Origin of the sequence: Serratia sp. SA088, from assembly GCF_049065515.1 — a bacterium.
Lineage (GTDB): Bacteria > Pseudomonadota > Gammaproteobacteria > Enterobacterales > Enterobacteriaceae > Serratia > Serratia nematodiphila.
On record NZ_JBAKGW010000001.1, the window covers coordinates 281,002 to 294,917 of the forward strand.

A 13,916-nucleotide genomic window follows, 5' to 3' on the forward strand; every position below is an offset into this window, starting at 1 on the left:
GATACGCCGTTTTCACAACGTTGAAATCGGATCACGTTGATTGAAAAGGTTCTTTTCGCTCAAAGTCGGGATAACTCTTCGATCACCGCTTTTTTGGGGTTCTTGGGGTCGTACTTTATCGCGGTGAAATGACCCGGCTGATAACGCGGCAGATCAACGACGCTGATCGGACCTTTCGCTACGGCCGTATGGTTTTTTCCGTCTTGGGCGATGTACTTGACTTCAACTTCGCAGACCGGCCGATTCCCGTCCCACAGGTTGGTCTGGCGAATGCTGACGATCTGCCCGGAGGCGGAAACTCCGTTCTCCATCACGCTGAGAGAAGAACCGATGTGTTTGAAATAGCCCCAGATATCGACCGTGATGAATTTGAAAAAGCCCACCAGGCTGAGAATAGGGGCCAATAAAATCAAACCGATTACGGTGAAGATATTTTTGGCTTTGGACATGGGCATCCCTACTTATAAAAAGATCGCCAGCGCCTTGCTGCTCAATCGCAAAGAACCGTTGGTTATTAAGGCCCCAAGCTGCGTGAACGTCATGGGATCGTTGCTTAGCTTGAAGTTGGTTTTGCTGATCGAAAGCGGGTTATGGGAAACATCGAACATCGTGTGCTTGACGCTTAGCCCCGTTAAGGCAAGGTTGGCGCCTATCGCGGTCCACTTATAGCCGTGGCAGTTGTCTTTCCAGGTGGGCGCCGAAATAGACACGCCGTCCTCGCTGGTAATGTTGATGGTTTTTGCCGTGATGGTCAGCGAACCGCTAATGGTTGTTTGCTGATCGTTTTTGTAGGTTTCTTTGACATTCCCTGTGATGTCGGTGGTCTGGCCGCCGGCCTCCACCGTCAGCGTTTGACCGCCTGCGGTGACGGTAGTGGTTTGCCCGCCGGCGGTGATGGTGGTGTGCTGCCCGCCGGAGGTGATATTGACCGTCTGCCCTTGCTTGATGGTGCTGGTTTGTTGCCCCTCGGTAATGTCGAGGGTCTGGTTGCCTTTCACCGTGACATGCTGGGTTTGCGTAATGTTTTGCGTCTGCGCGCCGTCGAGCTTGAAGGACTGATTGCCGGTGATGTCGATTTTATCGCCGCCGTCGATAATCGTCAGGTCGCGGCCGCCTTTGATGTTCACCGTCTGGTGAGCGTTCAGGTTGGCGGTTTCCAGCCCATTGACCGTTGTGGTGCGCTTCGCTTTGTACAGGAACGTGGCGTCGCCGATGACGGTGTCGTCCTGCTGGCGACCGATGGTGGTGGTGCGACTGCCGTCAATATTGACGTTCTTGTCGTTCTCCACCGTCATGTTCATGTTGCGTTCGGCGTGCATGTCGAAAGATTCGTTGCCGGGCGAGTCTTCCAGGAACAGGAAGCTGGCGTTGTCGACGCCGCCGCCTTTGCTGCGGCTCATAAAGCCCATTTTGGTGGCGTCGCCGGGCAGATCCCACGGTGGCATGCTGTCTTCGTTGTAAACGCGGCCGGTGATGATGGGGCGATCCGGATCGCCGTTGATAAAGTCGACCACCACTTCCTCACCGACGCGCGGGATCTGGATCCCGCCGTATTTCCAGCCGGCCCAGGCGCTGGAGACGCGCACCCAGCAGGAGCTGGTTTCGTTGCCGCTGCCGTGGCGATCCCAACGGAATTTGAGTTTCACCCGGCCATATTTATCGGTCCAGATGCTTTCGCCTTCCGGGCCCACCACTTCGGCAGTTTGCGGGCCATGGGTTTTCGGCCAGGGCGTGGTGCGCGCCGGGCGCCAATTGATATCCGCCGGAACGACCTGAAATTCGGTTCGCTGTTCGCCGACGTCGTTATCGTTGCTGGCGTAGCTATTTTCCTGCATGAAGTAATGTGCGCTGACCACCAGGTAGGTGCGGTTGTCTTCCATACGCGGCGCCTGGGTCAGTTGAAAACGATAGCCGGGCGCAATGCCCTGCGAATTGCCTTCGCCGCTCATCTGCTCATGCTGCGCTTCGAACTCCTGTTGGCGAACCTTGACGTAAAACTGGCCATGGGCGTGATCGGTATAACGGCCGGGCCAGTCGAACACCTCGGCTTTGTCCTGCGCGAATGAGGCGGGATTTTGCCGGGCCTCCAGCAACCGCGCGCGCGGCTTGCGAAAATCATAGTCATCCAGGCTATACAGGCTGGGCGTGATGGCGTCAGAAACGCTCCAGCTGTTGATGCTGTCTTTGTTTTCCACCAGGCCGCCTTCCGCGAGCTGATAGGGAATGCTGGCGTAGCCGGCGAGTTCCTGATGGGCCGCCGGCGCGTCAGCCAGCACCAGCGTATGGCCGTCTTGCTGGTGCGTGAAATAGTAATAGATGCCTTCGTGTTCCATCAGACGGCTGATGAAATCGAAATCGCTCTCCTGGTACTGCACGCAGTACCCCCAGATGCGGTAGTCGTAACTCAGGCGGTTATCGATTTTCACCTGATACTGCCCCAGCACCTGAGTCAGGATGTCGGGAACGGTTTGTTCCTGGTAGATGCGAAAATCGCGGTTTTGCGTCAGATACCACAGCGTGGGGCGCAGCACGGCGCGGTAGATATAGTAACGGTTGCCGCCGGCTTCTCGTCCGGAGAGGGTCATGCGCGTGATATTGCCGTTGAGATAACGCGGCGCCAACGGATTGCCCCGCAGTTCCAGCGTGATTTTTTGTCCCAACAGCGCTTTCAGATCGAGTCGATTGTCGGGGCTGAGCAGCTCGACGTCGAATTCGAACAGGCCGGCCAGTTTTTCCTCACCGGAAAGGCTTCTGAACAACAGCTGATGGGCGGGCAAAGGCGTGTGCGCAATGATAAGACGATCCATACTATTCCCCGGTTTAGACATAGCTACCGCACGAGAATTGACGCGCGATCCCGATGGCGTATCTGTCACGAATGGAGACAGGAACTGACGAAAGATTTAACAAAGTTTACACAAAGGCACGATTTGTGCAGTCTACAATAGAGCACTGCATTTGCAAAATAGCCTTGTGGATCAATGCTCAATTCGTTAACTCGCTCACGATCTTGTTTTTTATTATTTAAAACATATAGATGCGCATAGATCATTTTTTATCTCAAATTATTGGGGAATTGGTAATACCAAAAATTAAATGTGTAACACATAAGCCAACGTGCTTATAAAACAACTCTTTTTTTACGTAAAAAAAGTCACTGACTGTTTTTTATCCTTACCATTTGCCAGTTAAAGATGATCAAATATATAAATTTGGCGAATGTTAATTCGGATGATTCCTATTTGGTGGGCGTTCCAGGGCCCACCGACGGGCCTGGGAACATGCGTTTGAACGGTTGAAAATGCAGCGAATGTCGCCGTTAGCGTGGAGAGAAGGCGAAGGAGAGTTGACCGATAAGCTCGCAGAGCCAGATTAAAGCCGGGTCGCGTTGCGCCTGCCGGCCGGCGATCAGCTCAATGGGGAAAGGCGCGATGGCCAACTCGTCAGGCAGCGGGAGAATGCGTACGCGTTGCGGATCGGAAAAATGCCGGGCCGCGCTGGCGGCCAGCGTGGCGATCAGATCGCTGTCGGCGACCACCGCCGGCAGAGCGGCAATGTGTGAAAAGGTCACGGCAACGCGCCGTTGACCGCCAATTTCCGCCAGACGCCGGTCGACCAACCCTCTGGCAGAACCGTCGTCTGCCGGTGCGTACAGCCCATGCGGCAGGCTGAGGTAGCGCGCCAGATCCCAGCGGCCATCCGCCAACTGTGGGTGTGAACGGCTGGCGATACACACCAGATGTTCTTCAAACAACGTGCGCACATAGTGGCTTTCCGCACCGGAAAGGTGCCCTCCCAGCGCGATATCCACCTCGCCGCGATCCAGTTGCCGGTAAATATTGTGGCGATCCAGGCGCGAAACGCGAATATCGATGCCGGGTGCGGTCTGACGTAATCGACTGATGATGGCGGGCAGCAGCAAGATATCGGCATAGTCGCCGGCCGCCAGCGTAAAACGCCGCTGCCCGGCGGTGGCCGGGTCGAAACGGGCAGGAGGCGCCAACGCCAGATGGATCTGTTCAAGCACCCGCTGTATTTGCGGCATCAACTGGTGGGCGCGCGGCGTGGGGGCCATGCCGCCGCCGCTGCGAACAAACAGCGGATCGTTCAGAAGAATGCGCAGCCGCGCCAATGCATTGCTGACGGAAGGTTGCGCGCGGTTAAGACGCCGGCCTGCGGCGGTGACGTTGCGCGTCTGATACAACGCCTCAAACACCACCAGCAAGTTGAGATCGACGCTGGATAAATTCATTTTATGAATACTCTATATAAAGATAATCCATTTCCAGAATCATACTGCGTTCTTTAGGCTGGAAGTACACGAATTAAGCCTTCAATCAGGGGAAATGATGAACAAAGTTTTGATCACCGGCATTGAGCCGTTCGAGGGTGATGCGGTGAATCCTTCCTGGCAGATTGCGCAGGCGTTGGCCGGTGAACATATTGCCGGCGCGGAGATTGTGGTGCTCGAGCTACCTTGCGTATTGGGCGTAGCCAATCAGCGGTTGATCGCGGCGATTGAGGCATTGCAGCCGCTGGCGGTGATTTGTCTGGGGCTGGCCGGCGGCCGGGCCGAGATATCCCTGGAACGGGTAGCCATCAATCTGATCGATGCCCGCATTCCCGACAATGCCGGTAAACAGCCGATTGACGTGCCGGTGGTTGCCGGCGGGCCAGTGGGCTATTTCAGTACGCTGCCCGTCAAGGCGGCGGTGCAGCAACTGCGCCGGCAGGGGATCCCCGCGGCGGTCTCTTATACGGCAGGCACCTACAACTGCAACCACATTTTTTATGGTCTGCGTCACTATCTGGAGACGCAGCATTCGCGGGCCAGGGGCGGGTTCGTGCATATTCCGTACAGCCATGAACTGGCGGCAGCGCACCCGGGCAAGCCGAGCATGGCACTGGCGACGATGGTGGAAGCGGTGCGCACTGTCGTTCAGGTGACGCTGACGGTAGAGGAAGATGTGCGATTCGGCGACGGCGCCGTACATTAAAAGCAGAGCGCGGCGTACCACGCCCTGCTACGGGTTATTCGTCGGCGACGCGGATCACCAGTTTGCCGAAGTTTTTGCCCTGCAGCAGGCCGATAAACGCCTGCGGCGCCTGCTCCAGCCCGTCGACGATGTCTTCACGGAACTTGATTTTCCCCTGTTCGACCCAACTGCTCATTTGTTGCAAGAACTCGTCAAAGCGTGAGCCGTAGTCGTCGAATATGATAAAGCCCTGCATACGGATGCGTTTGCGCAGGATCAGCCCCTCCAGCAGCGGCAAACGGTCCGGCCCCGCAGGTAACCCGGTGGCATTGTAATGGGCGATGATGCCGCATACCGGAATACGCGCTTTGGTGTTCAACAGCGGCAGTACGGCGTCGAACACCGCCCCGCCGACATTCTCGTAATAGATGTCGATACCCTGTGGGCAAGCGGCGGCCAGCCGTTCGGCAAAGTCTGGGGCGCGGTGATCGATACAGGCGTCGAAACCCAACTCTTCCACCACATAGCGGCATTTTTCCGCACCGCCGGCGACGCCGACGACGCGGCAGCCTTTCAGTTTGCCGATTTGGCCGACCACCGAACCAACCGCACCGCTGGCGGAGGCCACCACCAGCGTTTCACCCGCCTGCGGTTGACCGATGTCGAGCAGCCCCATGTATGCGGTAAATCCCGGCATGCCGAGCACGCCAAGCAGGCGAGAAGGGTGCGGCAAATGCGGGCCGAGGTTGCGCAGGCCACTGCCGTCGGACAGCGCATATTCCTGCCAGCCGTCATACCCCAACACCCAATCGCCGACGCTGAAATCGGGATGCTGTGAGGCCGCCACGCGCGATACCGTACCGCCCACCATCACCTGACCGATCTCCACCGGCGGCGCATAGGAGGGGGCATCGCTCATGCGTCCGCGCATATAAGGATCCAACGACAGATATACGGTGCGCAGCAGCAGTTGGCCGGCGCCGGGTTGCGGTGCGGGGACGGTATCGAGACGGAAGTTCGCCGCTGTCGGTTCGCCGTTCGGACGCGAGGCCAGCAGGAAGCGGCGGTTCTGTTGAGAAGGGGACATCGAAAGCTCCTTTGTGGTGCGGCAAACAAGGTCCGTTAAGCCTAGTGCAGGAGCGCTGAGGCGACGTGACCGAATGTGCTTAGCTCAGAGCGGAACGATCAACACGTCGATATGACTGATATTGATAAAGCGGGCGGCGGAACAGGAGACTTTGTTCATCATGCTGTCTCGGTGATTGCCGCAGAGCAGCAGGTCAAACGGCTGACGGCGGCTGGCGAATGCCAGGCTGTCACCCAGCTCGCCATGCACGATCAGCGTATCGGCGATAGGGTAGCCGGCGCGTTGGCGCAGTTCCTCCATAAACAGCCGGGTTTCCTCTTCCATCAGCGAGCGCAAATCGCCCAGCATCGGTCCGGCGAAATTATTGTACATTTCCGGATTGGCGAGGGTGCTCAACAGGGTGATGCTGCCGCCGTAGGGGCGAACGATGGAGACGGCCTTTTCCACCAGGCGGTGGCTGTCAGGGGCAACGGCGACGGTAACCAGAACGTTTTGATACCCCATATCCGACTCCTTGTTGTATCCATCGTGTTTCAGGCTGCTGCATCGGCGGCCTTGGTGGAAGTACTGCGTCGGATAAAGGGTAGAACCTGGTGAGCCTAATAAATGTGTTTCATATCACGCGCGGCAATAAAAGCTGAATGTGCCCCGGTTATATAGCAATAAAAGATAAAACCGTTGCCGCACGTAATTTCACTGAATTAAAGCACCTGTGCCCACAGCGTTTTCGGCACCTTGCCCAGGTCGAACAATTTACCGGCAACCAGCTCGGCGCGACGGTGGTCGGCGGCACGGTACATATTGCTCATTTCCGTATCGTTTTCAATGGAGTAGTTCAGTTTGTCGTACACCTTCTCCAGGCTGTCCAAAGAGGAGCATTTACGAAATGTCAGCAGATATTCGAGCGTATCGATCATGATTAAAATATAGCCTGTTAATAGTTAAAGCCGGGTGAATAACACATAGCGACTCACGGCGACGCCGTCGAGGCAGCGATGTACGACCTGACAAAAATCATTTCAATTAGATAAATTGCACTGGGTAATGATGTCGCGCCGCCCGTAGCGGCGCTTTGGTAAATCATAATATGCCAGTGCGCCGTCAGCAATCTCAGCCTGCTGATTAATGGAGAAATAGGGAAAGTCTCAGGGCGGTTGACGGCCGACGCGTCGTCGTTCGTGCTGTGGGCAAGCACGCGTTGTCGTGCCGCGCCTCATTCTGCGGTGATTTTTTCACTCGGCCGTGGCATCGGGCGGTGTTTGTCGCCACCGCTTGCGTTGAAACGCCGTTTTTCTCGATGGCGAAATATGAAGAGTAAAACAAAACTGCGTTTTATTTTATGACAACGCCGTGATGAAAACACAAGCCATGTAAATACTCTCTGGGGATGAGGAGGAATTATCACGACGACAGAAAAGAAATAAAAAGCATTAAAGTTTTATGAGACGCTGCCGATATATCGTTTTGGGGATATTTAACGTAAAAAAAGCATTCTTGCATCGTGCTAATACGGAAACACATCGTTACGTCTGTTGGCTTGTTCACTACGCCCGTGAATCATTGATAAGCCATAATCACCTGATGTTGAAAATTAGAACAGCCTCAGGCTAGGGGTTTAAGTCAAATCCGATAGCTAATAACCTTATAGTTTACATTGGTTATTCTTCGGCTTGGATATTTCTTAGTAACTCAAATGGTTATTTATACTGAGTTTATTGCCTATATGCAGATTTTTGTTCTGTTATTTTGGTTTGGTGATGCTTTTGTTCGAATTGATCTAAAAAAGATAATTTTTTGGCGGATAAACATTGTTTTTAAGACGTTTTTTTACCTATGGTTGTTTTGTGAACAAAATAGTGGTCAATAAGTGAGCGTATTTGGGCGTATCTGGTTTAATTATTTTTTATTTTTGTGATGCAGGTCACATTGTATTTAAAATTGCCTCTCACTTACATTGTGTGTGCTAATGGTTCGGGGGTAGAGTTGCGCTGCTTTAGGAATAATCTTATTAAATTTGTAAAAATAGTTTCATGGTGACTAAACACTATCGAAGCAAAATGCTGTACATCCATACACGTTGGTTTACGCTCGTAGCAAATACTGAACAGTGGTCGAATTTAGCGATTGTTGAACATTTCAGCAGCCGTTTTTGAGAGATTAATTTGCCAACTTTGGGAAACAACCCAAGTCACGGGCGATAAAATTTATCACCCAGCGTATGTTTTTAAACATAGTCTGTCGGGATGGGGAATATGGGTACGTCTGAATTACTTAAGCATATTTATGACATCAATCTGTCATATTTACTTTTAGCACAGCGTTTGATCAACGATGAAAAAGCGTCCGCGATGTTCCGCCTGGGTATTGATGAAACCATGGCCGATGCGCTGGCGCAGCTGACTTTGCCGCAAATGGTTAAACTGGCCGAGACCAACCAGCTGGTTTGCCACTTCCGCTTTAACGAAAGCCAGACCATCGAACGCCTGACCAAAGAGTCGCGCGTCGACGATCTGCAACAAATCCATACCGGCATTTTGCTATCAAGCCATTTACTGCAAGAGCTATCGAGTAAAGACGCTAGCCCGACGAAGAAAAGAGCCTGATGATGGTTGAGAAAAGTATCGTTCAAGAAGCCAAGGACATTCAGCTCGCCATGGAGCTGATTTCGCTGGGAGCCCGATTGCAGATGCTGGAGAGTGAAACCCAGCTTAGCCGCGGGCGCTTGATTAAACTTTACAAGGAGTTACGCGGCAGCCCGCCGCCAAAAGGAATGTTACCGTTCTCAACCGACTGGTTTATGACCTGGGAACAAAATATTCACTCGTCGATGTTTTACAACGCCTACCGGTTTCTGATGAAAAGCGGGCAGTGCAGCGGCGTGGAGGCGGTGATTAAAGCCTATCGCCTCTATCTCGAGCAGTGTCCGCAGCAGGCTGGCGAGGCGCCGTTGCTGGCGCTGACCCGTGCCTGGACGCTGGTGCGCTTCGTCGATAGCGGCATGTTGCAGCTTTCCGCCTGCAGCTGCTGCGGCGGCGCATTTATCACCCACGCGCACCAGCCGCTGAATGGTTTCATCTGCAGTTTATGCCAACCCCCATCCCGCGCCGTAAAAAGACGTAAACTTTCGCCGCAACTGGCCGATATTATTCCTCAACTGCTGGACGAGCAGGTCAAACGCGCCATCTGAGCCGCCACGTTGCCGGCTCTCGGCAATGAATACCGACGTGTGATACGCAGGGGCGGCATGCCGCCCCCAGACATGCAGCCTGGTCTGTCGCGCCAGGGCGCGTTTGCCCCACCTTCCATCCACATTGTTAATTTAAGGAATGCGTGTGCTAGTTATTTTGGGTTATCTCGTGGTATTGGGTGCGGTGTTTGGCGGCTACCTGATCGTGGGCGGTCATCTCGGGGCGTTGTATCAGCCGGCGGAATTTCTGATTATCGGCGGGGCGGGCGTCGGCGCCTTTATCGTCGGCAACAGCGGCAAAGCGATCAAAGCCACGCTGCGCGCGCTGCCGCGGCTGATGCGCCGTTCCAAATACAACAAAGATCTGTATATGGATCTGATGGCGTTGCTGTTCCGTCTGCTGGCCAAATCGCGCCAGCAGGGCATGCTGTCGCTCGAGTTCGATATCGATAATCCACAAGAAAGTGACATTTTCTCTAATTATCCGCGCATCCTTGCCGATAACACTCTGGTGGAGTTCATTACCGACTATTTACGGCTGATGGTGAGCGGCAATATGAATGCGTTCGAGATCGAAGCGCTGATGGACGAAGAGATCGAAACCTACGAGCAGGAAAGCGAAGTGCCCGCCGGCAGTCTGGCGATGGTGGGCGACTCCTTGCCGGCGTTCGGCATCGTCGCGGCGGTGATGGGGGTGGTGCACGCCCTGGCTTCGGCTGACCGTCCGGCCGCTGAACTGGGCGCGCTGATCGCCAACGCCATGGTCGGTACTTTCCTCGGCATTTTGTTGGCCTACGGTTTCATCTCGCCGCTGGCGACGTTGCTGCGCCAGAAGAGCGCCGAAAACGTCAAGATGATGCAGTGCATCAAGGTCACGCTGTTGTCGAGCCTGAACGGTTACGCGCCGCAGATCGCAGTCGAGTTTGGCCGCAAAACGCTGTATACCACCGAACGTCCTTCTTTCGTTGAGCTGGAAGAACACGTGCGCCGCGTGAAAGCGCCGGCGCAGCAGGCGACGGAAGAAGAAGAAGCATGAAACAGAATCATCCGGTCGTTCTGGTCAGAAAGCGCAAGTCGCATCATGCCGCCCATCACGGCGGCTCCTGGAAGATCGCTTATGCCGACTTTATGACGGCGATGATGGCGTTCTTCCTGGTGATGTGGCTGCTGGCGATCGCCAGCCCGCAGGAACTGACGCAAATCGCCGAATATTTCCGTACGCCGCTCAAGGTTGCCCTGACCAGCGGCGACAAGAGCAGCGCCGAAAGCAGCCCCATTCCTGGCGGCGGCGACGATCCCACGCAGCAGCATGGCCTGGTGAAAAAACAGGTCGATTCGCCGGACGCGCGCGCCGAAGAGCTGCGCCTGAACAAGCTGCGCGAAAAGCTGGATGAGTTGATTGAGTCCGATCCGCGCCTGAAGGCGCTGCGTCCGCATCTGTTGATCAACATGATGGACGAAGGGCTGCGCATCCAGATTATCGATAGCCAAAACCGGCCGATGTTCAAAACCGGCAGCGCGCAGGTCGAGAGCTACATGCGCGATATTCTGCGGGCGATAGCGCCGATCCTTAACGACCTGCCGAACAAAATCAGCCTGTCCGGCCACACCGATGACATCCCTTACGCCACCGGCGAGCGCGGCTACAGCAACTGGGAACTGTCGGCCGATCGCGCCAACGCCTCCCGGCGCGAGCTGATCGCCGGCGGCCTGGCGGAAGGCAAGGTGCTGCGGGTGGTGGGGATGGCGGCCACCATGAGCCTGAAACAGCATGGCGCCGATGACGCGATTAACCGTCGCATCACCGTGTTGGTGCTGAACAAGCAAACGCAAGAGGGCATTGAGCACGAAAATGCCGAAAGCAACGCGATGGATATCGCCCAGCCGGACAGCCTGAAGCAGCTGGCGCCGTCGGCGACCGCACCGGCCAGCCAAACGCCGGAACCCTCGGCGACGGCCCCGGAACCGGTGGCGACAACGCCAGGCGCTCTACCGCAGGCATCCCCGGCGATAGCACCGGCCGATCAGGCGCCGGAACAACCGGCGTCCGCACCCGCACCGACTAACCGCGACTCACAGCCAGAGGTGACCCCGTGAGCATGGACATTAGCGATTTTTATCAGACCTTCTTTGATGAGGCAGACGAGTTGCTGGCCGACATGGAGCAACACCTGCTGGAGCTGGATCCGCTGGCCCCCGATATCGAGCCGTTGAACGCCATCTTCCGCGCGGCGCATTCGATCAAGGGCGGCGCGGCGACCTTTGGTTTTTCGGTGCTGCAGGAAACCACCCACCTGCTGGAGAACCTGCTGGACGGTGCAAGACGCCAGGAAATGAGTCTGAGCACCGAGATTATCAACCTGTTTCTGGAAACCAAAGACATTATGCAGGAGCAACTGGACGCCTATAAAACCTCGCAACAGCCTGACGCTGAAAGCTTTGAATACATTTGTCAGGCGCTGCGCCAGCTGGCGTTGGAAGCGCAACAGCAGCAAGAGGCGCCTGCGGCTCAACCGGCCGTTCAGCAGCCTGTCGTTAAGCCATCGGCCGCGCCGGCGGCGATCGAGGGCGGCATGCGCATCAGCCTGAACGGGCTGAAAGCCAGTGAAATCCCCTTGATGTTGGAAGAGCTGGGCAACCTCGGCGAGGTTAAAGATCCGCATCAGACGGAACACTGTCTGGACGTGACGTTGCTCACCTCCGCCAGTGAAGACGACATCAGCGCCGTGTTGTGCTTCGTGCTGGAACCGGAACAAATCAGCTTCTCGACGCCGACCCAGAGCGAACCGGTCATCGCAGAAGCGAGCTTACCGGAAGTGGCCGCCTTACCGGAGCCTGCGCCGGTCGCGAACGCCGCGCCGCCTGCCGCGAAACCGGCCGAAGCGCCAAAAGCGCGCGCCAAGGCGAGCGAATCCACCAGCATCCGCGTGGCGGTGGAAAAGGTGGATCAGCTGATTAACCTGGTGGGCGAGCTGGTGATCACCCAATCGATGCTGGCGCAACGCTCCGGCACGCTCGATCCGGTGAACCACGGCGATCTGCTGAACAGCATGAGCCAGCTGGAGCGTAACGCGCGCGATCTGCAGGAATCGGTGATGTCGATCCGCATGATGCCGATGGAATACGTCTTCAGCCGCTACCCGCGGCTGGTGCGCGATCTGGCCGGCAAGCTGAATAAACAGGTGGAGCTGACGCTGCAGGGCAGCTCGACCGAACTGGACAAGAGCCTGATCGAACGCATTATCGATCCGTTGACGCACCTGGTGCGCAACAGCCTCGATCACGGTATCGAAGAGCCGGCTACCCGTATCGCCGCCGGCAAGTCGGCGGTGGGCAATCTGGTGCTGTCGGCCGAACACCAGGGCGGCAACATTTGTATTGAAGTCATCGACGACGGCGCCGGGCTGAACCGCGAAAAAATTCTCGCCAAGGCGGTTTCGCAAGGGCTGGCGGTCAGCGACAGCATGAGCGACGAAGAGGTCGGCATGCTGATCTTTGCGCCGGGCTTCTCCACCGCCGAGCAGGTGACCGACGTTTCCGGCCGCGGCGTCGGCATGGACGTGGTGAAACGGAATATTCAGGAGATGGGCGGCCACGTCGAGATCCGTTCGCAGGCCGGTAAAGGCACCACCATCCGCATCCTGTTGCCGCTGACGCTGGCGATCCTCGACGGCATGTCGGTCAAGGTGAACGACGAAGTCTTTATCCTGCCGCTGAACGCGGTGATGGAATCGCTGCAGCCGCAGGCGGAAGATCTGCATCCGCTGGCCGGCGGCGAACGCGTGCTGCAGGTGCGCGGCGAATACCTGCCGCTGGTGGAGCTGTATCGGGTATTCGAAGTGGACGGCGCCAAAACCGACGCCACGCAGGGCATCGTCGTTATCCTGCAAAGCGCCGGCCGCCGCTATGCGTTGCTGGTAGATCAGCTGATTGGCCAGCATCAGGTGGTGGTGAAGAATCTGGAAAGCAACTACCGCAAAGTGCCGGGCATCTCCGCCGCGACCATTCTGGGCGACGGCAGCGTGGCCTTGATCGTCGATGTCTCGGCGTTGCAAACCTTGAACCGTGAAAAGCGTCTGACGGACGCCGCCGCATAATAATGAGTTTATTGATTTAAAAGGTGAATGATATGGCAGGATTGGCAGCCGTCAGCAAATTGGCTGGCGAAACGGTAGGGCAAGAGTTTCTGATTTTTACCCTGGGCAACGAGGAGTACGGCATCGACATCCTCAAGGTGCAGGAAATTCGCGGCTACGATCAGGTGACCCGCATCGCCAACACCCCGGCGTTCATCAAGGGCGTCACCAACCTGCGCGGCGTGATTGTTCCCATCATCGATCTGCGGGTGAAATTTTCGCAGCAGAGCGTTTCCTACGATGAAAACACCGTGGTGATCGTGTTGAACTTTGGTCAGCGCGTGGTGGGCATCGTGGTCGACGGCGTCTCCGACGTGCTGTCGCTCACCGCCGATCAGATCCGTCCGGCGCCGGAGTTCGCGGTGACGCTGGCGACCGAATATCTCACCGGCCTCGGTTCGCTGGGCGAGCGCATGCTGATCCTGGTGGATATCGAAAAGCTGCTGAGCAGCGAAGAGATGTCGCTGGTCGACAGCGTGGCGAAAAGCGTCTGATTTCAGACTCAAGGGGCGGGGCGCCGCCCCCTTTAA

Annotated in this window: 13 protein-coding genes; 7 read left to right on the plus strand and 6 right to left on the minus strand. The window is 56.2% G+C overall.

What is annotated here, in order from left to right:
* Window positions 1-59: 59 nt before the first annotated feature.
* The 3 genes from ACOWVD_RS01330 to ACOWVD_RS01340 all read right to left on the minus strand — a co-directional run bounded on the left by ACOWVD_RS01330 (window position 60) and on the right by ACOWVD_RS01340 (window position 4,252).
* Window positions 60-449 carry a DUF3592 domain-containing protein gene (locus ACOWVD_RS01330; RefSeq protein ID WP_033643543.1) on the minus strand — a complete coding sequence of 130 codons (390 nt, stop codon included), beginning with the start codon at window positions 447-449 and terminating at the stop codon, window positions 60-62.
* A gap of 12 nt (window positions 450-461) precedes the next feature.
* Window positions 462-2,807, minus strand: a complete 2,346-nt coding sequence (locus tag ACOWVD_RS01335) for a type VI secretion system Vgr family protein (RefSeq protein WP_306377513.1) — start codon at window positions 2,805-2,807, stop codon at window positions 462-464.
* Window positions 2,808-3,319: 512 nt separating this feature from the next.
* Window positions 3,320-4,252: a LysR family transcriptional regulator gene (locus ACOWVD_RS01340; protein WP_004934907.1), complete on the minus strand. Its 933-nt coding sequence runs from the start codon at window positions 4,250-4,252 to the stop codon at window positions 3,320-3,322.
* A 97-nt stretch (window positions 4,253-4,349) separates the two neighbouring features.
* Here ACOWVD_RS01340 and pcp point away from each other — a divergent pair, with 97 nt between their 5' ends.
* Window positions 4,350-4,997 carry a pyroglutamyl-peptidase I gene (gene pcp, locus ACOWVD_RS01345; protein ID WP_004934904.1) on the plus strand — a complete coding sequence of 216 codons (648 nt, stop codon included), beginning with the start codon at window positions 4,350-4,352 and terminating at the stop codon, window positions 4,995-4,997.
* Between the two features lie 34 nt (window positions 4,998-5,031).
* On the opposite strand, the gene ACOWVD_RS01350 is transcribed toward pcp, so the two are convergent.
* The 3 genes from ACOWVD_RS01350 to ydgT form a co-directional block, all read right to left on the minus strand.
* Window positions 5,032-6,063, minus strand: coding sequence for an NADP-dependent oxidoreductase (locus tag ACOWVD_RS01350; protein WP_164094832.1), 1,032 nt, complete (start codon window positions 6,061-6,063; stop codon window positions 5,032-5,034).
* A gap of 84 nt (window positions 6,064-6,147) precedes the next feature.
* The gene (gene uspC / locus ACOWVD_RS01355) at window positions 6,148-6,567 is read right to left on the minus strand and encodes a universal stress protein UspC (protein ID WP_016927278.1); all 420 of its coding nucleotides are present in this window, start codon (window positions 6,565-6,567) and stop codon (window positions 6,148-6,150) included.
* Between the two features lie 197 nt (window positions 6,568-6,764).
* Window positions 6,765-6,980: a transcription modulator YdgT gene (ydgT, locus tag ACOWVD_RS01360; RefSeq protein WP_049240637.1), complete on the minus strand. Its 216-nt coding sequence runs from the start codon at window positions 6,978-6,980 to the stop codon at window positions 6,765-6,767.
* Window positions 6,981-8,315: 1,335 nt separating this feature from the next.
* Between ydgT and flhD the strand changes: the two genes are divergently transcribed.
* The 6 genes from flhD to cheW all read left to right on the plus strand — a co-directional run bounded on the left by flhD (window position 8,316) and on the right by cheW (window position 13,880).
* On the plus strand, window positions 8,316-8,666 hold the full coding sequence (flhD, locus tag ACOWVD_RS01365; protein ID WP_004934891.1) for a flagellar transcriptional regulator FlhD: 351 nt from the start codon (window positions 8,316-8,318) through the stop codon (window positions 8,664-8,666).
* On the plus strand, window positions 8,666-9,250 hold the full coding sequence (gene flhC / locus ACOWVD_RS01370; RefSeq protein WP_170310329.1) for a flagellar transcriptional regulator FlhC: 585 nt from the start codon (window positions 8,666-8,668) through the stop codon (window positions 9,248-9,250). The genes flhD and flhC overlap by 1 nt, the downstream gene beginning before the upstream one ends.
* 145 nt (window positions 9,251-9,395) lie before the next feature.
* A complete protein-coding gene (motA, locus tag ACOWVD_RS01375; protein WP_421105385.1) occupies window positions 9,396-10,286 on the plus strand; it encodes a flagellar motor stator protein MotA in 891 nt (296 codons plus the stop codon).
* Window positions 10,283-11,347 carry a flagellar motor protein MotB gene (gene motB / locus ACOWVD_RS01380; protein ID WP_197799698.1) on the plus strand — a complete coding sequence of 355 codons (1,065 nt, stop codon included), beginning with the start codon at window positions 10,283-10,285 and terminating at the stop codon, window positions 11,345-11,347. The genes motA and motB overlap by 4 nt, the downstream gene beginning before the upstream one ends.
* Window positions 11,344-13,347, plus strand: a complete 2,004-nt coding sequence (cheA, locus tag ACOWVD_RS01385) for a chemotaxis protein CheA (protein ID WP_421105386.1) — start codon at window positions 11,344-11,346, stop codon at window positions 13,345-13,347. The genes motB and cheA overlap by 4 nt, the downstream gene beginning before the upstream one ends.
* 32 nt (window positions 13,348-13,379) lie before the next feature.
* Window positions 13,380-13,880, plus strand: coding sequence for a chemotaxis protein CheW (cheW, locus tag ACOWVD_RS01390; protein WP_004934876.1), 501 nt, complete (start codon window positions 13,380-13,382; stop codon window positions 13,878-13,880).
* Window positions 13,881-13,916: the final 36 nt, after the last annotated feature.